Source organism: Proteus sp. MB838 (genome assembly GCF_054767435.1).
Window position 1 is genome coordinate 121074 of record NZ_BAABMO010000005.1, and the last position, 22429, is coordinate 143502.

The following is a 22429-nucleotide window of genomic DNA, read 5'->3' on the forward strand; positions in this document are numbered from 1 at the left end:
AACCTCTCTTAATCTAATTTTGGATGTTGATCGATAAGCGCTTGGCGTTTTTTCTGTAATGCTTCAATTTCCGCTTCGATATCTTCAACACGTTGTTCGATATTGTCATAATGCTCAGATAAAATCTCTTTTGCTTCTGATTTATCTGATGCTGCCGGTGTTGCTCCGCGTAATGGTTTGTTGGCTGTTTCAATCATTTTTATACCCGTTATCAAACCGACAACAGCAACTACCATTAGATAATAGGCGGGCATATATAAATTGCCAGTCGCTTCAACTAACCAAGCCGCTGCTGTTGGTGTGGCACCAGCAATTAATACCGAAATATTAAATGCAATAGCTAAGGCACTATAACGAATATGGGTTGGGAAAATAGCCGGTAAAATAGAGGCCATCACCCCAGTAAAACAGTTTAATAAAACCGCAAGAATTAATAATCCTAAGAAAATTAAGCCGATTTCATCACTGTTAATCATCATAAAGGCAGGATATGCCAATATAAACAGTCCAACGCTACCCCCGATAACAAAAGGTTTACGACCAATCTTATCACTCAGTAATCCAATCACAGGCTGAACAAATAGCATCCCTATCATAATCGCGATGATGATCAAGACCCCATGATCGGCGGAATAATTTAAGTTATGGGATAAATAACTTGGCATATAGGTTAGCAGCATGTAGTAAGTGACGTTAGTCGCAATCACTAAGCCCACACATACCGTTAAACTTTTCCAATACTTGGAAGCGATTTCTCGTAATGAAACACGTGGCGGATTTTCGATAGATTTACGATCATCGCTGTTCATTTCATCAACATGTTGTTGGAAGGCCGGGGTTTCTTCTAAGGCATGACGTAAATATAAGCCAATCAGACCTAAAGGTAATGCCAAGAAGAATGGAATACGCCATCCCCACTCATGGAATGCAGCTTCACCCATAATAGTTGAGATAAGGACTACAACACCCGCCCCCATAACGAAGCCGGCAATAGAGCCGAAATCTAACCAGCTTCCCATAAAGCCCCGTTTACGGTCTGGTGAATATTCGGCAACGAAAATCGCCGCACCTGAGTACTCACCACCAATTGAGAAACCTTGGGCTAGTTTTGCTAATAACAGTAAGACGGGTGCCCAAATTCCAATGGTGTCATACCCAGGAATAAGACCGATAGCAAAAGTACTTAGTGCCATAATTATGATGGTGACAGATAAGACTTTTTGTCGTCCAAACTTATCCCCCAACATACCAAATACAACCCCACCTAATGGTCTAACAAGGAATGGGACTGAGAATGTCGCAAGTGCTGCGATCATTTGTACGCCAGGTGATGCACCAGGGAAAAACACTTGACCTAATACATAAGCCAAGAAGCCATATACACCAAAATCAAACCACTCCATTGCATTACCTAACGCTGCCGCAGTAATGGCTTTTTTAAGTTTGCTATCATCAATAATGGTTATATCATTGATTCTTAATGGTTTGTTTCTTTTTTTCTTCAATTTCATATTAAGTGACCTTTCAATTAAGGTATTAGTAAATTGTTGTTATTCAATTAATAATTAAACGAAATGAAGTGACTATTTTATAGCGAGAAAAGAGAGTGGTAATAATTCACTAAAAAACAGTTTACTTCTACATAGTCAAATAGTGAGGGTGAACTAATAGCTTATGGAACACTTATTAAGTATAGATGAGGTTAAATGAAAGATTAGGGATTTTTTGTCGTTGTTTTGATATAACAAAACGAAGCCTCTAAGTAAAAAATGTGACCTATATCATAGCTGAATATGGCTTTTGTGTAAAATCCATGATGTTAATGGTTGTAAATTTGAATTAAGTTAGATGAAGATAGCGATAAAAAGCTAATAGTAAATATTATTATATAACAATGGGTTATGTTGGGTTTTTATTTTTTGATTAGAAATAATATATTGATAGTCAAATTATGCATAATAAATAGTTAATATCTGCTTTAATGTGGATGAAATCATCTATTATTCGTTGTGCTAAAACACAGAAATAAAAACAGTCATTGCTAGATTTGGTGCAGTCACTTTTCTATTCTAGCAAATAGATAAGGTAAGTCAGTGGATAATTAAGTAGATATCACTATTCTTATTAAGAGAGCAAAAAGAGAGGAGATGTCATAATATCCACTAGGCATAAGAGCAGATAATTTGAGTAATGACATTGTAGTATAAATATTAACAATAATTATTTTTATAAAATCAATAATTAACGGCATGCTTGTGCCAATTAACCCAGGTACTCCTCATGAATATTAATCAACTGAAAAGCTTTGTTGAAGTAGTGCGAAATGACTTTAACATTACAAATGCGGCAGAGAAACTCTATACCTCACAACCAACGATTAGTAAGCAACTTAAGATATTAGAAGACGAACTCAGTGTTTCTTTATTCGTCCGTAAAAATAATAATTTATTAGCACTTAGTCCTATGGGGAAAGAGGTCCATAAAATAGCTAGCGATATTCTTGGGCAGGTTGATAAAATTAAAAGTATTGTGGCAGAAGAAGATCGTAATAAAAAAGTAGATTTGCACATTGCCACAACACATACGCAAATACGTTACTCCTTACCCAACGTCATTGATCATTTTCGCCGCTATTACCCGAATATTTCACTCCATTTTCACCAAGGTGCTCCTGCTCAGTTAGCAGAAATGGTAAAAAATGGCGATGTCGATTTTGCGATTGCCACAGAATCGATGCATTTATATGAAGATTTAATTACTTTGCCTTGTTATCGCTGGACTCGCAGTTTATTAGTACCTTATGATCACCCTCTTGCATCATTACCTGATGATCAACAGGTTACCATTGAACAACTTGGTCAATATCCCCTTATTACCTATGTGTTTGGTTTCACTCGAGGCTCTAAACTCGATAAAGTGTTTTATAAAAACCATCTTAAACCTCAAGTGGCATTGACGGCGACAGATACCGAAATCATTAAATATTATGTCAAGCGCCACCTTGGTATTGGTGTGATTGCCACGGTTGCTTATGATGAAATAGAAGATAGCCAAGCATTAAAGTGCATCAATATCGATCACTTAGTACAGCCCAGTTATACACATATATGCCTAAGTAAACATACGCATATGAAAGATTATATGCATGAGTTTATTTCACTTTATGCTCCGCATATTGATAGAAATATTATTCAGATGCCAGAGCAGTGGGAAACCCAATGGCATAGCAAAGAAGTGTATCAGGGGTTACCTGATCTGATTTCGGTAAATAGCAAAGAGAAAATAATAGAATAAATCTTCAGTTAAGATGAGGGACTAAAAAGCCCGTTTTTGCGGGGGCAAAAAACGGGCTTAGGGCAGAATAAGTAATTATTTGCGAGTTAGCAGATTAACAAAAATCTGTGCACCCACTAATAAGCAATCATCATCAACAAAATAAGGATTAGCATGAAGGTAGTTATTGATACCTTTAGCTTGATTACCACTGCCTAAAAAGAACATTGCGCCAACTTTACCTTTAGTGGCATTCACCATATAGCTAAAGTCTTCACTACCCGTCATTGGTTTACCGTTAGATTCGATATTCTCTTCTGGTAAAAATTGGCGAGTGGCTTCTAGTAAACGCTGATAAGCCGTAGGATGGTTAATAACAGCAGGGTAGCCTGTCGCTGTTAATGTTGTTTTAAATCCACCCGCTGTACTACGCGCTACGATTTCATTAAAGCTTTCTTTTAATACTTTGTCGGTATTTTCATCCATAGAGCGGATAGTACCACGGGCTTGAACGTGATCTGCTAACGCATTAGGAATAGTACCGCCATTGATCATGCCGCAACCAAATACCGCAGGGCTAAAGGGATCAGTTTTTTTGGCAACTACATAATCCATATAATCAATTAAGCGAGTTGCTTCACGAATAGCATCTAAACCTTTATGCGGTGTAGATCCGTGCGCAGAAACACCATAAACATCTAATGTCCATGCTGAGCCGTAAGATGACATGACACCATCATTAAAACGTACACAACCGGTTTCGATAGCTGCATCATTATGTAGTGCGTAAGTTTCATCAACGCCTTCCATGCAACCTAACTCAACCATTTTGTCAGCACCAGGAACACGCATATCCTCTTCTGCCATTTGGAAAATAAAACGCACATTAGCGCTCATTTCTGCTTGGTTTTCAGCAAGGTATTTAGCGGCCGTTAATGCAATGGTCATATGAGTATCGTGACCACAATTATGTGCACAACCTTGATGGATAGAGCTGTGTTCGTTGTTCGTTAAGTCTGGCATTTCTAATCCATCCATATCTGCACGGATGGCAATCAGTGGAAAATCAGCATTAACAATTAAATCGGCAGTAAATCCAGTATAGCCATCAAAGGTTTTAATTTGATAGCCAAAGCTTTCCATCAATTCACGGCAATACTTTGATGTTTTATATTCTTCACCTGATAACTCAGGAATTTTGTGCAGATCTTGTCGTGTTTTTTTACTAAAGTCATTTAATTGAAAGAGTTTTTCGCTGACATTATAAATATTATTCATTAGATAACTCCCTGGATAGTAAATCCAATTTGTGCGACGATTGATGCGCCGAAGAAACAGCAGGTAGAAACAATCATGAAAATAAGGATCACTTTCCATGACATTTTCTTCAGTTCTTCTAATTGGCCACCAACGGATAAACCAGCAAATGCTAATAAAGGTACACAACAAGATAAGAAAGAGACTTTACCAATAGAACTAATAAAAAACTCTCTTACAGGTGTTTCAGGTAAACAAATAAGTATCCCGATAATAGTTGCATAAGCAAATGTTGGTAGAGATGAAGGTAAATATTGTTTAGCAACGAGTGAAATAAAAACCACTACAGACATAGCAATAAAGCTATCCCACATTGCATAAATAGCAATCCCTGATGTTAACGTTTGAGTAAACATTGCCAGTAAAATAGCAACGAATACTAATTTCATATCTATAATTATATTTTTCATGCAGTTTTGCCTCTGGTGAAAACTTTATAAATTTTTTCTGAAAGAGGTAAACCTAAATAGGTTAATGAGAGTGCGCCAAGTGCAGAAGATAATAAGTTAGATGCAGCCGCAACACTTAATACTTGTTGTGCTAAAGCTTCGTCTAAACCGTTAATTAATGCCCCTGATGCAGCACTTAACATTGAACCTGAACCTACGCCGGAGCCTGCTGCTAGAGCAAGTGGGTGTAAGCCTGTTAATGGTGCAAGACTACCTAATACGCTAAACCATAAAGTCCCGATAACAGAACCACATAAGTAAATAGCTAATACACCAATATATTCTTGTGAGCCAGTCCCAAATCTACCTTGAATAACGGCGATAGAAGGTTCTCGACTAATAGATGAACATGCACCAATTGCACGGCGACCAAAACCAAATTTAATGGCTAATGGTACGGCAATTAATACTGGTAATAAGTTTCCTAGCTCTTGAACAAATAAAGGAATACCGACACTTAAAATCATTTTTATATTTGGGACGATCATGCCAGCATATTGCGTACCTAAAATAAGTAGGCTGAAACCTACCATTTTACCGCAGAAGCCTTCTTCTTTTTCTGTAAATAATTTACCCCAAACTTTAATTTTTTTGCGGGTAAATCCAGCCGACATAAACATACCAATAATAACTGCAAATAACATTGGTAGAATAGGAATGACTGCAATACCAATCTTAATTTCTTTTTTACCAATCACATATTGTGAAATAAAAATTAAGAAAAGGACTGCCAGAATACTAATAAAGAAAACCTTTATCGGACTTCTACTTTTGTCCATCCGTTAATCTCCGTAGAAAAATAAACAGGCTTTATTCTAGAGGACAAAAAGCAAAAGGTAGCGTGACCAATGTCATGTTTACTTCATACCTCTTTTTCATGGGACATGAAATAAAATAATAGTAATAAATTTATTAACAATTTGAGTTAACTGAAATTATTGAGGAAAGACAGAGAGTAAGGCTGAAATGTGTCAGCTATATTGTTAAATAAAATGATAGTAGAAAAAGAGCAATTAAAAATTAGTTTAATTATTAAAATAATCCTATAAGTTTATTTTGTCTAGCACTTGATGATTTTAATACAATATAAATGAGATAGATTCTTATTTAATGCGAAATGAGTCATAAAAGCGATAAGTGCGTTTATCAATAGTATTATTTTTTATAGTTAATTTCCTTTATTAATTGACCTATCTACCGTGACAATCAATCAAGAGATGTTATTCTTAATATTTGATTTAATAACACGGTATTCTCTATATGATGTGGTAAAAGAGTCGGTTGTTATATCTGGGGCAGCATGTAGAGAGATTACCCACTAAAATAAAAAGGAAATGCGTCACATGAGTAAGCAAACAGTTGCAACCTATATTGCTAAAGTGCTCCATAATGCAGGTGTGAAACGTATTTGGGGGGTGACGGGCGATTCATTGAATGGATTAAGTGATAGCTTGCGCAAAATGGGTACCATTGAATGGATGGGCACACGCCATGAAGAAGTCGCGGCTTTTGCCGCCGGAGCAGAAGCGGCTATCAATGGTGAATTAGCCGTTTGTGCCGGCTCCTGCGGACCAGGTAACTTACACTTAATTAATGGACTTTTTGATTGTCATCGTAATCATGTTCCCGTATTAGCGATTGCCGCTCATATTCCCTCTGCTGAAATTGGTAGTAATTACTTTCAAGAAACTCATCCTCAAGAGTTATTTCGTGAATGTAGTCACTATTGTGAATTAGTCTCTAATCCCGATCAGATCCCACAAATTCTGGCTATCGCTATGCGCACCGCTATTTTGAAAAAGGGTGTTGCGGTGGTGGTATTACCCGGTGATGTAGCGTTAAAACCCGCTCCAGAAGATGCCCATGAAAATTGGTATCCACTACAATCACCACTGATTATGCCGAATCGTTTTGAAATCGAAAAACTGTCTGAGGCACTGAATAACGCTAAAAATATCACCTTAATGTGTGGTGCCGGTTGTGCTCAAGCACATGATGAAGTGGTGAAACTAGCACAAACCTTAAAAGCCCCTGTTGTGCATGCACTACGTGGTAAAGAGTATCTTGAGTGGAATAATCCATGTAGCGTGGGAATGACGGGTCTTATCGGTTTTTCATCGGGTTATCACGCAATGGAGAATGCCGATACTTTAGTGCTGTTAGGTACTCAATTCCCTTATCGCGCTTTCTATCCTGCCAAAGCTAATATTATTCAAATTGACCTTAATCCAAGTAGCATTGGCTCACATTGCCATGTGGATATGGCTTTTGTTGGAGATGTCAAAGCAACCCTTAATGCATTACAACCGCGATTAAAAGAGAAAACAGATACCGCACATCTTGATGCCTCGTTAAAACATTATGCTAAAGCACGCAAAGATTTAGATGCATTGGCTCAACCTAGTGAGCGTGAGTTGATCCACCCTCAGTATTTAGCACGTCGATTAAGTGAATTAGCCAACGATGATGCGGTATTTACCTGTGATGTTGGCACGCCAACAGTTTGGGCAGCACGTTACGTGAAAATGAATGGTAAACGTCGTTTAATTGGTTCATTTAACCATGGCTCAATGGCGAATGCGATGGCGCAAGCTATTGGTATTCAAGCACTGGACAGAAAACGTCAAGTTGTGGCGATGTGCGGTGACGGTGGTTTTACCATGTTAATGGGTGATTTCATCTCATTGGCTCAAATGAACTTACCAGTGAAAGTGGTGATTTTTAATAACAGCGTATTAGGTTTTGTGGCGATGGAAATGAAAGCGGGGGGCTATTTGACTGACGGCACCGATTTACATAATCCTGATTTTGCCGCTATTGCCAATGCGGCGGGAATTAAAGGTATTCGCGTTGAGAAAGGCGAAGATCTTGATGAAGCATTAAAAACAGCCTTTGAACATGATGGCCCTGTTATTGTGGATGTGGTAACCGCAAAACAAGAGCTTTCCATGCCCCCGGAAATTAAATTTGAGCAGGCCAAAGGTTTTAGCTTGTATATGATGAAAGCGATTATTAATGGTCGTGGCGATGAAATAGTGCAATTAGCGAAAACCAACTGGTTGCGCTAATCATTAAACGCATAATCGTTATATTGCGAGTTGCAGGGGCTAATCGCCTACCTGCAACTTGCATTTCAACATAAGTCGATAGGATTTTTTATTATTTCGCTTTCTCTGCTAAACAAAAGTTTTCAATTAATTGCCCCATTAATTCACGAGTTGGCTCAATAAAAGCCATATCAATAAACTCATCAGGCTGGTGGGCTTGTTCAATGGAGCCAGGACCAAGCACTAGCGTAGGGCATAGCGCTTGAATAAAAGGTGCTTCGGTACAGTAATTAACAGTTTGCGCTTTCTCACCCAGTAGTTTTTCAATCACGGCAACCATTTTATGATCGGTCGGACACTCGTAGCCGGGAATAGGCTCGTGCAATGCTTCGACACTTAAACGTCCCGGCCAGCGCGCTTTTACCGGGGCTAATGTTTCGTGCAGCAGATCATCAAGATCTTGCAGCGTTAATCCCGGTAATGGGCGAATATCCATATGTAATTCACAGCAAGCACAAATTCTATTAGCAGCATCACCACCGTTAATATAACCAAAGTTCATGGTGGGATAGGGAATAACAAACGCCGGATTGTTATAACGGGTTTTTAATCTATCGCGCAGTGTACTGAGATGGGTGATAGATTCATGCATTAACTCAATAGCGTTGACACCTTTTTCCGGATCACTAGAGTGACCGGATTGCCCAGTAATACGGATAGCATTAGATAAATGCCCTTTGTGAGCACGTATTGGTTGTAATGAGGTGGGTTCGCCAATAATAGCAAAATCAGGACGAATAGCGGTATTAGCGGCAAAATAACGTGCACCAGCCATCGACGTTTCTTCATCTGCTGTAGCAAGAATATACAGAGGATGTGTGAGTTGAGAGGTATCTATATCTCGCAATGCATCAATAATAAAGGCAAAAAAGCCTTTCATATCTGCCGTACCTAAACCATATAACTTGCCTTCTTTTTCCGTTAGGGTAAAGGGATCTTGAGTCCAACGTCCTTCATCAAATGGCACCGTATCCGTATGTCCACAGAGTAATAACCCGCCGGTTCCACTGCCAAGGGTAGCAAGTAGGTTAAATTTCCCTCTGGTTTCAGGTACTGGTTGTATTTCAATTGAAAAACCGAGTGTTTCCAACCAATTAGCCAACAGATTAATCAGTGCCTCGTTACTTTGGTCTGTCTTAGCATCTGTTGCACTAATTGAGGGTGTTGCAATTAATTGTCGATAAAGCTCAATAAATGTAGGTAATTTAATATTCACTGTTGACAGCCTTTCTTCATAATAGTATCAATATTCATGCACTTTTTTTGAATAAAAATACATTAATCGGTTTGTGTTCATAGTACAAGGTAAGAATGACATGTTAAATACTCTGATTGTAGGAGCAAGTGGTTACACCGGTGCTGAATTAGCAGCCTATCTTCAGCAGCATCCCCATGTGAATTTGAGCAGACTGATGGTATCCGCTCAAAGTGTAGATGCAGGGAAGTGCTTTTCTGAGCTTTACCCACAATATCGTGGCTTAGTTGATTTGCCACTTGAGCCTATGGTCGATATTGCTAATGCCGCTGAAAATATCGATATCGTTTTTTTAGCCACCGCACATGAAGTCAGTCATGACATTGCCCCTATTTTTCTCGCTCAGGGGGGTGTGGTGTTCGATTTATCCGGCGCCTACCGAGTACAAAATAAGCATTTCTACCAACAATACTATGGATTCGAGCATAAGAATACTGATTGGTTATCACAGGCGGTTTATGGTCTTGCCGAATGGAACGCTGATCAGATTAGTCAGGCTCAACTTATTGCTGTGCCGGGTTGTTATCCCACCGTTTCTCAGCTGTCGTTAAAGCCATTAGTTGAAGCGGGATTATTAGACAGCACTCACTGGCCTGTTATCAATGCCACCAGCGGTGTAAGTGGCGCAGGCAGAAAAGCGTCTTTAACAAACAGCTTTTGTGAAGTGAGTTTACAACCTTACGGTGTTTTTACGCATCGTCACCAACCGGAAATTGCTACTCACCTTGGCATTGATGTCATTTTTACTCCTCATCTTGGTAATTTTGCTAGGGGGATCTTAGCCACTATCACCTGTAAGTTAAAACAAGGTGTCACAGAAAATGAGGTAAGGCAGGCATTTGAAACAGCGTATCAAGACCAACCGTTGGTGCGTATGTATGACAAAGGTCTACCTGCATTAAAAGCCGTTGTCGGTACCGCCTTTTGTGATATCGGGTTAGCACAACAAGGTGAGCATTTAATTATTGTCGGTGCGGAAGATAACTTATTAAAAGGGGCCGCAGCACAAGCGGTGCAATGTATGAACATTCGGTTCGGTTTTGCACCAACCGAAACACTTATCTAAATAATGAGTAGGGACGTTTTATGGAACCATTAATTATCAAACTAGGCGGTGTACTGCTAGATAACGAAAAAGCGTTAACACGTTTTTTTACAGCACTACAAGAATATCGTACTAGTCATAGTCGTCCATTAGTGATTGTTCATGGTGGTGGCTGTTTGGTTGATTCTCTGATGAAAAAGCTGCAATTGCCCGTAGTTAAAAAACAAGGCCTACGAGTTACCCCCGCCGATCAAATTGACATTATTACTGGCGCGTTGGCAGGAAGTGCCAATAAAACATTGCTGTCATGGGCCACACGCTTTGGTTTAAATGGTGTCGGACTTTGTTTGGGCGATGGTCAATTAGCCAAAGTAACAAAAATTAGTGATGAACTAGGTCATGTGGGAAATGCTGAACCTGGCTCTCCTGAGTTATTAAATCTATTACTGAATGCAGGGTATCTCCCGATTATTAGTTCTATAGGTGTGAGTATCCAAGGTGAACTGATGAATGTTAATGCTGACCAAGCGGCAACAGCGATTGCTGAAACCTTAGGAGCAGATTTGGTGTTGCTCTCAGATGTAAGTGGCATTTTGGATGGCAAAGGACAAAAACTCACAGAAATATCTGCCACAAAAGCGCAAGCATTAATCGACCAAGGCATTATCACCGACGGCATGATTGTTAAAGTTAATGCTGCATTAGAAGCGGCAAAAACGCTTAGACGTCCTGTTGAAATAGCCAGTTGGCGTCACGCGGAAAAACTGACTGATTTATTTAATGGTATGGCGATCGGGACACGTATTTTAGCTTAAACACAACCACATAACGCTTTGTATATTGGCGAAATAAACACAATTGAGAATAAAGGTTATCACTATGACAAAAGGTATTAAAAAAATTGTACTGGCATATTCAGGTGGTCTAGACACATCGGCTATCATCCCTTGGTTAAAAGAGCATTATGACAATTGCGAGGTGGTTGCGTTTGTTGCTGATGTGGGACAAAGTCGTGAAGATCTGGAAGGTGTAGAGCAAAAAGCATTGGCGTCAGGGGCCAGTGAATGCTATGTGGTTGATTTACGAGAAGAGTTTATTAAAGACTATGTGTATCCAGTATTAAAAACAGGGGCATTATATGAAGGGAGCTATTTGTTAGGCACTTCAATGGCACGCCCTGTGATTGCGAAAGCACAAGTTGAATTGGCATTAAAACTCGGGGCTGATGCCTTGGCGCATGGCGCAACAGGTAAAGGTAATGACCAAGTTCGTTTTGAAAGTACTTATACCGCACTGGCACCGCAACTTAAAGTGGTTGCACCTTGGAGAGAGTGGGACTTGCGCTCCCGTGAAGCCCTACTGGATTATCTAAAAGTTCGTCATATTCCAACCACGGCGACACTTGAGAAAATTTATAGTCGTGATGAAAACGCATGGCATATCTCAACAGAAGGCGGAGTGTTAGAAAGTCCATGGAATGCCTCTAATGAAGATTGCTGGGCATGGACGGTAGATCCGAAAAAAGCCCCTGATACACCTGAACAGGTTTCTGTAACGGTAAAAGCAGGTGAAGTGGTTGCTATCAATGGCAAAGCTCAATCCCCTTATGAGTGTTTAGCTACATTAAATACGCTAGGTGTAAAACACGGTATTGGTCGTATTGATATTGTGGAAAATCGTCTGGTCGGTATGAAATCTCGCGGTTGCTATGAAACCCCAGGAGGCACCATTATGATGGCGGCACTGCGTGGTGTTGAGCAACTGGTTTTGGATAGAGATGCTTTTAAATGGCGTCAACAGTTGGGTTTAGAGATGTCTTATGTTGTTTATGACGGTCGTTGGTTTACGCCAATTCGGGCTTCATTACAAGCTGCTGCTGACTCGCTGGCAACAGAGGTAAATGGCGAAGTGGTGTTAGAGCTTTATAAAGGCCATGTGAATGCTATTCAGAAAAAATCTGACAACAGCCTCTACTCGGAAGAGTTCGCCACCTTTGGTGAAGATGAAGTCTATGATCACAGCCATGCAGAAGGGTTTATCCGCCTATACTCTTTGCCATCACGTATTCGGGCATTAAGTAAAAAGAAATAAGGTGAGACCAATAAGAGTGATGTGACAAAAGGCATCACTCTATACATTTTTATCAAGCATGACTTTTAACAAAGACAAAATAGGATGTGATTATGGCACTTTGGGGTGGACGTTTTAGTCAGCAAGCTGATCAACGGTTTAAACAATTCAATGATTCACTGCGGTTTGACTATCGACTCGCACAACAAGATATCTTTGGTTCAGTAGCTTGGTCTAAAGCGTTAGTCACAGTAGGTGTCTTATCGCAGGATGAACAAGCTCAACTTGAACAGGCACTTTATGAATTGTCTGAGGAAGTAACAGCTAATCCTCATTCTATTTTACAAAGTGATGCGGAAGATATTCATAGTTGGGTAGAGAGCAAACTGATTGCCAAAGTGGGTGATTTAGGTAAGAAATTGCACACTGGACGTAGCCGTAATGATCAGGTCGCGACAGATTTAAAATTGTGGTGTAAAGAAGAAGTCGTCCACTTACGTCAGGCTATTATTGAATTACAAAAGGCGTTAGTGGTAACCGCTGAGCAAAATCAACATGCTGTGATGCCCGGTTATACTCATTTACAACGTGCTCAACCCGTCACTTTTGCGCATTGGTGTTTAGCTTATAAAGAGATGTTAGCAAGAGATGAGAGTCGTTTAGCGGATGCATTAACGCGTTTAGATGTAAGTCCACTGGGTAGTGGCGCTTTGGCGGGTACCGCTTATGATATTGATCGTGAACAATTAGCCCAATGGTTGGGTTTTGCCAGTGCAACAAACAATAGTTTAGATAGCGTATCAGATAGAGATCGTGTGTTAGAGCTATTATCTGCGGCCGCTATTGGTATGGTGCATCTTTCTCGTTTTGCTGAAGATTTGATTTTCTTTAATAGTGGGGAAGCAGGTTTTATTGAGCTTTCAGATAAAGTCACTTCTGGCTCTTCATTAATGCCACAGAAGAAAAATCCTGATGCATTAGAACTTATTCGTGGTAAGTGCGGGCGTGTACAAGGGGCATTAACCGCAATGATGATGACCCTAAAAGGGTTGCCTCTTGCTTATAATAAAGATATGCAAGAAGACAAAGAAGGGCTGTTTGATGCCGTTGATACTTGGTCTGATTGTTTGCATATGGCAACATTAGTGCTTGATGGGTTGCAGGTTCGCCGTCCTCGTTGTGAAGAGGCCGCAAAACAAGGTTATGCCAATGCGACAGAGCTTGCTGATTATTTAGTCGCAAAAGGGGTGCCATTTCGCCAAGCTCACCATATTGTCGGTGAAGTTGTTGTTAGTGCAATTGAGCAAGGTAAAGCGCTTGAAGAGTTGGCGCTATCTGAATTACAGAAGTTTAGTAGCAAAATTACCGTTGAAGTTTACGAGATCCTTTCATTGCAATCTTGTTTAGATAAACGATTAGCAAAAGGTGGAGTATCTCAACAGCAGGTTTCTTATGCCATTACTGAGGCCAAAAAACAGCTTAATATGGATGAGTAGTTTTATCCCATTGTATAACTGACAGATTATTCAAAAAAAGCAGGGTGGCTCATGAACTGCCCTGCTTTTTTATGGACGCTTACCGATAATAATAGTTTAATCAATTGATATATCACCATTTATTGATAAAAGATGAAAAAATCACGTTACAATAACGCACGATTGATAGAAAAATTTATCAGTTGTTATATTATCTATAGCTATTAACTATCAGTAATAAGTATGGGATCTGCAATGAATATCCGTGATTTGGAATATCTGGTGGCTCTAGCTGAGCATAAACATTTTCGCCGTGCGGCAGATTCTTGCCATGTGAGCCAGCCAACATTAAGTGGCCAAATTCGTAAACTTGAGGACGAATTAGGCGTTATGTTACTTGAAAGAACCAGTCGCAAAGTACTGTTTACCCAGCAGGGATTATTGCTAGTAGAGCAAGCGAAAACGGTATTACGTGAAGTGAAAGTGCTACAAGAAATGGCATCACTACAAGGTGAGAGTATGGCAGGGCCGTTACATATTGGGCTTATTCCTACTGTTGGACCTTATTTATTACCGCATATTATTCCCGAATTACATAGAAACTACCCTAAGTTAGAGATGTATCTTCACGAAGCACAAACCAATAGCTTATTAGCTCAGTTAGATAGTGGTAAACTCGACTGTGCTATTTTAGCCATGGTAAAAGAGAGTGCCCCTTTTATAGAAGTGCCTTTGTTTGAAGAGCCGATGAAATTAGCTATTTATGATGAGCATCCATGGCATGATCGCAAATCAGTGCCGATGGGGGACTTAGCAGGCCAACGTTTATTAATGTTAGAAGATGGGCATTGCTTACGTGATCAAGCTTTAGGTTTTTGTTTCCAAGCAGGGGCTAAAGAAGATACCCATTTTAGAGCAACTAGTTTAGAAACATTGCGTAATATGGTCGCTGCAGGAAGTGGTATTACACTTTTACCTGATTTAGCGGTACCTCAAGCACAAAAACGCGATGGCGTTTGCTATTTAGATTGTACTTCACCTAACCCATCACGTTCTATTATTTTGGCTTATCGCCCCGGATCGCCTTTGCGTAATCGTTATGAACAATTAGCAGAGACAATCCGTGATCATATGACCGCATTTTATGAGGCTAAGAAAGCAGCATCAAAATAAGCGATTTAAACCATTTAAAGCAGCAACGCGATAGGCTTCCGCCATGGTTGGATAGTTGAAGGTGGTATTAACGAAGTATTCGATAGTATTGCCTTCTCCTTTCTGCTCCATAATTGCTTGGCCGATATGAATTATTTCAGCAGCGCGCTCGCCAAAGCAGTGAATACCTAAAATTTGCTTGGTTTCACGGTGAAAAAGAATTTTTAAGCTACCGACATTCATACCCGCAATTTGGGCCCTAGCAAGATGCTTAAATTGTGAACGACCTACCTCATAGGGGATCTTCATTGCGGTGAGTTGCTGTTCCGTTTTACCCACAGAGCTGATTTCTGGAATGGTATAGATACCCGTTGGAATATCTTCAATTAAATGCGTTTCCGAGGTGCCTGTGGTAAGCGCAAGTGCCGCAATGCGCCCTTGATCATAAGCCGCAGAGGCTAAGCTTGGATAGCCAATCACATCACCTACTGCATAGATATGTTCACAACTGGTTTGATAATGCGCATTAACTGCCACTTGTCCACGGCTATCGGTTTTGATCCCAACATTTTCTAAACCAAGCGTATCGGTATTACCCGTTCTACCATTAGCATAAAGCAGACAATCGGCTTTGACTTTCTTACCGGATTTTAGATGAACAATAACGCCATCATCAACGCCTTCGATGGTGTCGTACTCTTCATTGTGTCGAATAACAATACCGTTATTCCAAAAATGGTAAGAGAGTGCATCTGACATTTCTTGATCAAGGAATGACAGTAGATGATCACGAGTATTAATTAAATCAACTTTTACTCTTAGACCTCTAAAAATAGAAGCGTATTCACAACCAATGACCCCAGCACCATAAATAATGACATGGCGAGGTTCATGCTCAAGGTCGAGTATGGTATCGCTGTTATAAATACGAGAGTGTGAGAAATCAACATCCGGTGGGCAATAAGGGCGAGAGCCTGTGGCAATAATAAAATTATCTGCACTGAGAATATCACAAGTACCATCAGGATAACGTACGCTAATTCTATGATCATCAATAAAAGCAGCTTCGCCTGAATACATCGTACAATGATTACGCTCGTAGAAGCCTTGACGCATTTTAGTCTGTTGACTGATTACCGTGCTGGCTTGGCGTAGTATTTGAGAAAAAGAGGAGTTGATCAGGCGAGATTGGTCGCTATAGAGCGGGTTTTGATTAAACTCGATAATACGACTGACCGCGTGGCGTAGAGCTTTTGAAGGGATAGTTCCCCAGTGAGTACAACCACCACCGACTTGATCATAACGTTCAATGACGGCGACGCGTTTTCCTTGTTTAACCAGCCCCATGGCCGCGCCTTCACCACCAGGACCTGAACCGATTACAATTGCATCGAAATGAGAATGTTGCATAGGAAGAGACCTGTTTTATACAAAACGACAACGACATATTAACATTAGAATGAATAATAGCCCAATTGACATTAGGGGCATTAGTCACACTTTATTTAGTTTTTTATCTGAATGTGTCGTTATGGATAACGGTACGTACTTATTTTCTGTAAAAATTTGATATATTGGTTATAAACCACATTTGGATTATCAGGATTGCTGTGAGTAATAATATTGGCATCAGAGCGAAACAAAAAGAAAAAACCCGCCGTTCTTTGATTGAAGCAGCTTTTAGCCAACTCAGTGCAGAACGTAGTTTTACTAGCCTAAGCTTACGAGAAGTGGCGCGAGAAGTGGGTATTGCACCTACCTCATTTTATCGTCATTTTAAAGATGTTGATGAGTTGGGGTTAACTATGGTCGATGAAAGTGGACTGATGCTACGTCAATTGATGCGACAAGCACGACAGCGTATTGCTAAAGGTGGAAGTGTGATCCGTACATCGGTTTCTACCTTTATGGAATTTATTGGTAATAATCCGAATGCTTTTCGATTATTGTTACGTGAACGCTCTGGCACATCTGCTGAATTTCGTGCCGCTGTCGCACGAGAGATCCAACATTTTATTGCAGAACTGGCAGACTATCTTGAGCAAGAAAGTAATATGCCACGTTATTTTACTGAAATGCAGGCTGAAGCGATGGTGACTATCGTATTTAGTGCAGGGGCAGAAGCATTAGATATTGATATTGAAAAACGCCAACAATTAGAAGAAAGATTAGTAATACAACTACGGATGATTGCCAAAGGCGCTTACTATTGGTATCGACGTGATTTAGAAACACCTCTACAAAATAACCCCGAAATAAAGAAAAAAATGCATCAGAAAGGAGATAAATGATGGAACAAAATCGCTGTGAAAAAAGCACACTATTACTTTCCGTAGTTATCGGTGTTGCTTTACATGGTAGTTACTCAACTTTATTTAACCCACTTACTGGACCTTGGTCTATTTTTCCACTGATTAGTTTAGTTCTAGCTGTTTACTGCTTATACCAACGTTATTTAAATCAACCAATGACTGATGGTATGCCTAAGTTAATTTTCTCATTCTTTTTATTAGGGCTATTTGGTTACAATGCTTATTTAAAAACCTCTAACCCTGAAATGGGCTCTAACTTCTTCTCTTCTGTATGTATTGTGATTATTGCTCTATGGATTTATCGTCAAATTAAACAGCGTAAACGCCTACGTGAACAGGAAGAAGACGCTGAGAAAGCATCGCAAGCAGAGCAATATTAATTGTTATCAGCTTTTGGTTGTAAACACAGCGAGATTTTGACACCAGTAAGTGCACTTACTGGTGTTTTGTTTTTATTGGGGTTTTAGTGGTAATTTCTACTATAACTTCTAAAACTAAAAGTTATCTTTTCTCCAATAGCACACCACATTCCATATGATGGGTGTAAGGGAATTGGTCAAAAAGTGCTAACTTGCTGATTTTGTGAGTTTTGATCAGCGTTTCTAAATTCTGGCACAGAGTCTGCGGATTACAAGAGATATATAAAATGCGCGAGTAATTCTTAACCAACTCAACAGTTTTCTCATCCAAACCACTGCGTGGTGGGTCAACAAAAATAGTTTCACATTGGTAATCTTGTAGATTAATCCCTTCTAAGCGTTTAAATTCCCTTACGCCATTCATTGCTTGAGTAAAATCTTCCGCTGACATACGAATAATTTTAACATTATCAATATGGTTCATCGCGATATTATATTGCGCTGCATGCACTGAAGGTTTCGCTATCTCAGTGGCTAGCACTCGCTTAAAATTACGCGCAAGGGCGAGAGAGAAATTGCCGTTACCGCAATAAAGCTCTAACAGATCACCGGTTGAGTTTTCAGTGACTGATAGTGCCCATTCCAACATCTTAATATTGACCTGTGCATTAGGTTGGGTAAAGCTATTTTCCACTTGACGATAGATCATCTGTTGACCAGCAACAGGTAATACTTCATCGACAAAATCATTATCGAGCATAATTTTAGTTTTATATGCACGGCCAATTAATTGCACATCAAACCCCTGAGCAATCAATGTTTGGCGTAATGCTGTCGCTTCTTGTTGCCAAGTCTCATCAATTTTTTTGTGATATAACAACGATACAATGATTTTATTGCTTAAGGTTGAAAGATAATCAATTTGAAATAATTTATGGCGCAGTGTTGGTTTATCTTTTATTTCTGCCAATAAAGCTACCATCATCTGATTAATCAGTTGGCTCGCCACTGGAAATTGGTCAACGCGGATACGCTGCTTAGTCTCTTGATCAAACATAATATGATACAGAGCGTCCTGCTCATGCCAGATGCGAAATTCTGCACGCATACGATAATGTTGTTCTGGTGATGAAAAAACTTCCACATTAGGCGCATTAAAAGGTGCCATCATCTTTTGTAGGCGTTCGGTCTTTTCATTCAGTTGAGACTGGTATGTTTGCGTTGGTAATGAATTTTGCATGGTATCTCGCCTTGTTTTTGGCAGTAATAAAGTTAAGCGAGCGAAATTGTAGAGATCCTCATGAAGATGTCCAGTATTCTTCATGTTCAATTTCTGGACTCAGTGAAGTTGGCATCGTAGCATAGCGATTCGGTCTCCGATATGGAGTGAAAAGGGAATCTGGTGCAAAGCCAGAACTGACGCGCAGCGGTAATAGGATCAAGGATAATAAAAGACACTGCAATGCACCAAAATCAGTGCTGTGGGAAGTCATTATCTTAAATGCTCAGAGTATTTAACCTAGAGTCCGAAGACCTGCCGAACATTTGTCGCATGTAAAATTAAGTACGCGTTTTATTTAATTTTGGCGGCATCCTGCTACTTATTTCTGTTGGATGCAGATTTCATGAATAATAAAAAAGTATTTTTTCTTTCAAGTGTTGCTTTAAGTGTTATGACGAGCAGTTTCAACCTATTTGCACAGGCTGATAATACATTGAGTGTGACTGCTAATCGTTTTCAACAACCTACCTCCTCTATTTTAGCGCCAGTGACTATTGTTGATCGTGAACAGATCGATCGCTGGCAGAGCAATAGTGTGCTTGATGTATTGCGTAGAATGCCAGGGATTGATGTAGCACAAAGTGGTGGTATAGGGCAGATGAGTTCAGTCTTTGTGCGAGGAACTGACTCAAGACATGTATTAATATTAATTGATGGTGTACGTACTAACCAAGCAGGGATTTCTGGCTCTTACGATATGAGTCAACTGCCTCTTTCTTTAGTACAACGTATTGAATATATAAGAGGCCCTCGTTCGGCTGTTTATGGCTCCGATGCGATTGGTGGGGTCATTAATTTTATAACGAAACGCCAAAATGATGGTTTAACGTTAAATGCAGGAATAGGAAGCCATGGATATCAAAATTACAATGGTTCAATACAACAAAAGGTAGGTGAGAGAACCACATTATCTGCGGCAGGTGGATATACTTATACTAAGGGAATACATGCAACGGATGATTCTGTCCCTGTTGCCGCCCCTTTTCATGACAGACATGGATTTATGAATAAATCCTATTGGTTTGGTATCGACCATATTTTTAATGATAACTTTCAAGGCTATATGAAAGGGTATGGTTATGATAATCGTACTACTTATGTTGCATCTTATCCCGGTAATACAGATCAAAGTAAAACTTATAATCGTAATTATGAAGCGGGTATTAAGTTCAGTGGTGATTCCTATTTTAGTCAATTAATTACGGTGTATAGCCAAACTAAAGACTATAACTACATTTCAACAAATGGCCGTGATGGTAAGGGCTCTTCTGTAGATAATTCTAAACAATATAATGTCCAATGGGGGAACACCTTTTTAATTCCAAGTGGCATGATCAGCGCTGGAATGGATTGGCAAAGACAAACGATTGAAGCGAATTCAGCATCAGTACCTCATCAAAGAACAATTGATAATACTGGGCTATATCTCACATCTCAAAAACAACTTAGTTCAGTTATCGTTGAAGGCGCTATTCGTTCTGATCACCACGATGAATTTAACTGGCATACTACATGGCAAACCAGTGCAAGTTGGGAGTTCGTCGATAACTATCGAGTAATTGCTTCTTATGGTACGGCATTTAAGGCTCCTACATTGGGGCAACTTTATGCGGATAATCCTGCATGGAACACAAAAGGTAATCCCAACTTAAAACCAGAAAAAAGTAAGCAGTGGGAAGTGGGCGTTGAAGGGTTAACTCAAGGGATTGATTGGCGTTTATCTCTATATCAAAATGATATTGATAATCTGATTGCTTTTAGAGATAACACTTACATTAATTACAATAAAGCTAAAATAAAAGGTGCTGAATGGGTTGGTGAGATGGATACTGGATCATTACATCATCAATTAACATTGCAGTACCTTGATGCTAGAGATAGTGATAATAAACTATTAAGCAGAAGAGCAAAGCAACAGCTTAAGTATCAAGTAGATTGGAATATCGCAGATATAGATATTGGAATTAATTATCAATATATAGGAAAGCGCTATGATACGGACTTTAACCAATATCCTACGAAAAGAATAAAACTAGGTGGGGTAAGTCTTTGGGATTTAACTGCGTCATATCCTATTACATCTCATCTCTCAATTCGTGGTAGAATAGCCAACCTGTTTGATAAAGATTATGAGACAGCTTATGGCTATCGCACGCCAGGACGTGAATATTTCCTCACCGGAAGCTACAACTTCTGATGCACAATCTACCGCTAATCCCACTGTCTTAGTTTTTGACTCTGGGGTTGGCGGTTTATCTATTTATCGAGAGATCCGTGAAAAACTGCCGGATGCTCACTATATCTATGTTTTCGATAATGAAGCATTTCCTTATGGTGAGAAACCACAAGAGTTTATTATTGAGCGTGTCGTTCGTATCGTCAGTGCTGTCGCGCAACAGCATGAGTTAGCAGCGATTGTGATCGCTTGTAATACCGCAAGTACAGTAAGTCTGCCTGCTTTACGTGCTAAATTTACTGATATCCCCATTGTTGGTGTTGTTCCTGCGATTAAACCTGCAGCAAAACTTACCTGTAATGGTGTGGTCGGTCTATTAGCCACAAGAGCAACGGTTAAGCGACCTTATACTCATGAACTTATCGAACGCTTTGCGACAGAGTGTAAAGTGCATCTATTAGGTTCAGCAGAGCTGGTGGAGTTGGCTGAAAAAAAACTGCATGGCGAAAAGGTGTCATGCGATGAGCTACGTAGAATTTTAGCCCCTTGGCTTAAAATGAAAGAGCCACCAGATACGGTAGTATTAGGGTGTACCCATTTTCCTCTATTAGAAGAAGAGTTACTTTCTGTTTTGCCTGATGGTACTCGAATTATTGATTCTGGTGGTGCAATTGCAAGAAGAACTGCGTGGTTAGTTGTAAATCAAGATAAAATCAGAGGTTCAAAAGAAATTAGTTTTGCTTACTGTCTTAAAGAAGATGAGTATAGTGAATTATTAAAACCGGTTTTAGCCGATTTTGGCTTTAAAACGCTCAGAAAATTGGCGCTTTAAGTTAAATTTGTTGGAAAATTAAACGGTCGGTAAAAAAATCAAAAAAAAGTGTTGCCAGCTTCACAAAACTCCCTATAATGCGCCCTCGTTGTCACGGCACAGGGCGCTAAGCGAACCGGCTGAGAGAACAAAATAAAAAGTGAAAAGCCTGATAAATTAGCGCTTGACACTGAATGAGGAAGATGTAGAATGCACCTCCTCGCAACAACGCAGAAGACCGGAAACGGCAGCGACAGTTGCACTGCTCTTTAACAAATTATCAGACAATCTGTGTGGGCACTCGCAGAGACGATATCTTCTAAAAAATTAGATGTATCAAGTCTTG

Annotated in this window: 18 protein-coding genes and 1 riboswitch; of the genes, 11 read left to right on the forward strand and 7 right to left on the reverse strand. The window is 39.7% G+C overall.

Features of this window, described 5'->3' with window-relative positions:
- Nucleotides 1-8: 8 nt before the first annotated feature.
- Nucleotides 9-1511: a glycine betaine/L-proline transporter ProP gene (gene proP, locus ACYUCW_RS03825; RefSeq protein WP_004246398.1), complete on the reverse strand. Its 1503-nt coding sequence runs from the start codon at nt 1509-1511 to the stop codon at nt 9-11.
- Between the two features lie 769 nt (nt 1512-2280).
- On the opposite strand from proP, the gene ACYUCW_RS03830 reads away from it, so the two are divergent.
- Nucleotides 2281-3294 (forward strand): LysR substrate-binding domain-containing protein, encoded by a 1014-nt coding sequence (locus ACYUCW_RS03830; RefSeq protein ID WP_004246397.1) that lies wholly within the window; start codon nt 2281-2283, stop codon nt 3292-3294.
- Nucleotides 3295-3369: 75 nt separating this feature from the next.
- Here the strand turns inward: ACYUCW_RS03830 and ACYUCW_RS03835 are convergent, their stop codons facing one another.
- The 3 genes from ACYUCW_RS03835 to ACYUCW_RS03845 are packed head-to-tail and all read right to left on the reverse strand — an operon-like array spanning nt 3370 to nt 5818.
- Nucleotides 3370-4551, reverse strand: a complete 1182-nt coding sequence (locus ACYUCW_RS03835; RefSeq protein ID WP_004246396.1) for a M20 metallopeptidase family protein — start codon at nt 4549-4551, stop codon at nt 3370-3372.
- Nucleotides 4551-5000: a hypothetical protein gene (locus ACYUCW_RS03840; RefSeq protein WP_004246394.1), complete on the reverse strand. Its 450-nt coding sequence runs from the start codon at nt 4998-5000 to the stop codon at nt 4551-4553. The genes ACYUCW_RS03835 and ACYUCW_RS03840 overlap by 1 nt, the downstream gene beginning before the upstream one ends.
- Nucleotides 4997-5818 (reverse strand): DUF3100 domain-containing protein, encoded by an 822-nt coding sequence (locus tag ACYUCW_RS03845; protein ID WP_004246392.1) that lies wholly within the window; start codon nt 5816-5818, stop codon nt 4997-4999. Before ACYUCW_RS03845 ends, ACYUCW_RS03840 begins: the two co-directional genes overlap by 4 nt.
- A gap of 564 nt (nt 5819-6382) precedes the next feature.
- Between ACYUCW_RS03845 and poxB the strand changes: the two genes are divergently transcribed.
- A complete protein-coding gene (gene poxB / locus ACYUCW_RS03850) occupies nt 6383-8107 on the forward strand; it encodes a ubiquinone-dependent pyruvate dehydrogenase (protein WP_004246391.1) in 1725 nt (574 codons plus the stop codon).
- A 91-nt stretch (nt 8108-8198) separates the two neighbouring features.
- Here the strand turns inward: poxB and argE are convergent, their stop codons facing one another.
- Nucleotides 8199-9362 carry an acetylornithine deacetylase gene (gene argE / locus ACYUCW_RS03855; protein WP_004249893.1) on the reverse strand — a complete coding sequence of 388 codons (1164 nt, stop codon included), beginning with the start codon at nt 9360-9362 and terminating at the stop codon, nt 8199-8201.
- 100 nt (nt 9363-9462) lie between these two features.
- On the opposite strand from argE, the gene argC reads away from it, so the two are divergent.
- From argC to oxyR, 5 genes are all read left to right on the forward strand, one after another.
- Complete coding sequence (argC, locus tag ACYUCW_RS03860; RefSeq protein ID WP_163748287.1) at nt 9463-10467, forward strand: N-acetyl-gamma-glutamyl-phosphate reductase; 1005 nt, start codon at nt 9463-9465, stop codon at nt 10465-10467.
- 20 nt (nt 10468-10487) lie between these two features.
- The gene (gene argB / locus ACYUCW_RS03865; RefSeq protein WP_004246388.1) at nt 10488-11261 is read left to right on the forward strand and encodes an acetylglutamate kinase; all 774 of its coding nucleotides are present in this window, start codon (nt 10488-10490) and stop codon (nt 11259-11261) included.
- A gap of 64 nt (nt 11262-11325) precedes the next feature.
- Nucleotides 11326-12537 carry an argininosuccinate synthase gene (locus ACYUCW_RS03870; RefSeq protein ID WP_004246387.1) on the forward strand — a complete coding sequence of 404 codons (1212 nt, stop codon included), beginning with the start codon at nt 11326-11328 and terminating at the stop codon, nt 12535-12537.
- Between the two features lie 92 nt (nt 12538-12629).
- Nucleotides 12630-14012, forward strand: a complete 1383-nt coding sequence (argH, locus tag ACYUCW_RS03875) for an argininosuccinate lyase (RefSeq protein WP_460408220.1) — start codon at nt 12630-12632, stop codon at nt 14010-14012.
- Nucleotides 14013-14246: 234 nt separating this feature from the next.
- Nucleotides 14247-15164, forward strand: coding sequence for a DNA-binding transcriptional regulator OxyR (gene oxyR / locus ACYUCW_RS03880; RefSeq protein WP_004249700.1), 918 nt, complete (start codon nt 14247-14249; stop codon nt 15162-15164).
- Here oxyR and sthA read toward each other — a convergent pair.
- Nucleotides 15156-16553: a Si-specific NAD(P)(+) transhydrogenase gene (sthA, locus tag ACYUCW_RS03885; protein WP_004246384.1), complete on the reverse strand. Its 1398-nt coding sequence runs from the start codon at nt 16551-16553 to the stop codon at nt 15156-15158. The genes oxyR and sthA overlap by 9 nt on opposite strands.
- Before the next feature lie 200 nt (nt 16554-16753).
- On the opposite strand from sthA, the gene fabR reads away from it, so the two are divergent.
- Both fabR and ACYUCW_RS03895 read left to right on the forward strand, forming a co-directional pair.
- Nucleotides 16754-17434, forward strand: coding sequence for an HTH-type transcriptional repressor FabR (gene fabR / locus ACYUCW_RS03890; RefSeq protein ID WP_460408221.1), 681 nt, complete (start codon nt 16754-16756; stop codon nt 17432-17434).
- Nucleotides 17434-17835, forward strand: coding sequence for a YijD family membrane protein (locus ACYUCW_RS03895; RefSeq protein ID WP_004249699.1), 402 nt, complete (start codon nt 17434-17436; stop codon nt 17833-17835). The genes fabR and ACYUCW_RS03895 overlap by 1 nt, the downstream gene beginning before the upstream one ends.
- A 121-nt stretch (nt 17836-17956) precedes the next feature.
- Here ACYUCW_RS03895 and trmA read toward each other — a convergent pair whose 3' ends face one another.
- Nucleotides 17957-19054 (reverse strand): tRNA (uridine(54)-C5)-methyltransferase TrmA, encoded by a 1098-nt coding sequence (gene trmA / locus ACYUCW_RS03900; protein ID WP_004249698.1) that lies wholly within the window; start codon nt 19052-19054, stop codon nt 17957-17959.
- Nucleotides 19055-19167: 113 nt separating this feature from the next.
- Nucleotides 19168-19370: riboswitch (cobalamin riboswitch) on the forward strand.
- Nucleotides 19371-19439: 69 nt separating this feature from the next.
- Here trmA and btuB point away from each other — a divergent pair.
- Together btuB and murI are read left to right on the forward strand one after the other, a co-directional pair.
- The gene (gene btuB / locus ACYUCW_RS03905) at nt 19440-21293 is read left to right on the forward strand and encodes a TonB-dependent vitamin B12 receptor BtuB (RefSeq protein ID WP_124725730.1); all 1854 of its coding nucleotides are present in this window, start codon (nt 19440-19442) and stop codon (nt 21291-21293) included.
- The gene (gene murI / locus ACYUCW_RS03910) at nt 21238-22104 is read left to right on the forward strand and encodes a glutamate racemase (protein WP_004246377.1); all 867 of its coding nucleotides are present in this window, start codon (nt 21238-21240) and stop codon (nt 22102-22104) included. The genes btuB and murI overlap by 56 nt, the downstream gene beginning before the upstream one ends.
- The last annotated feature ends 325 nt before the right edge of the window (nt 22105-22429 follow it).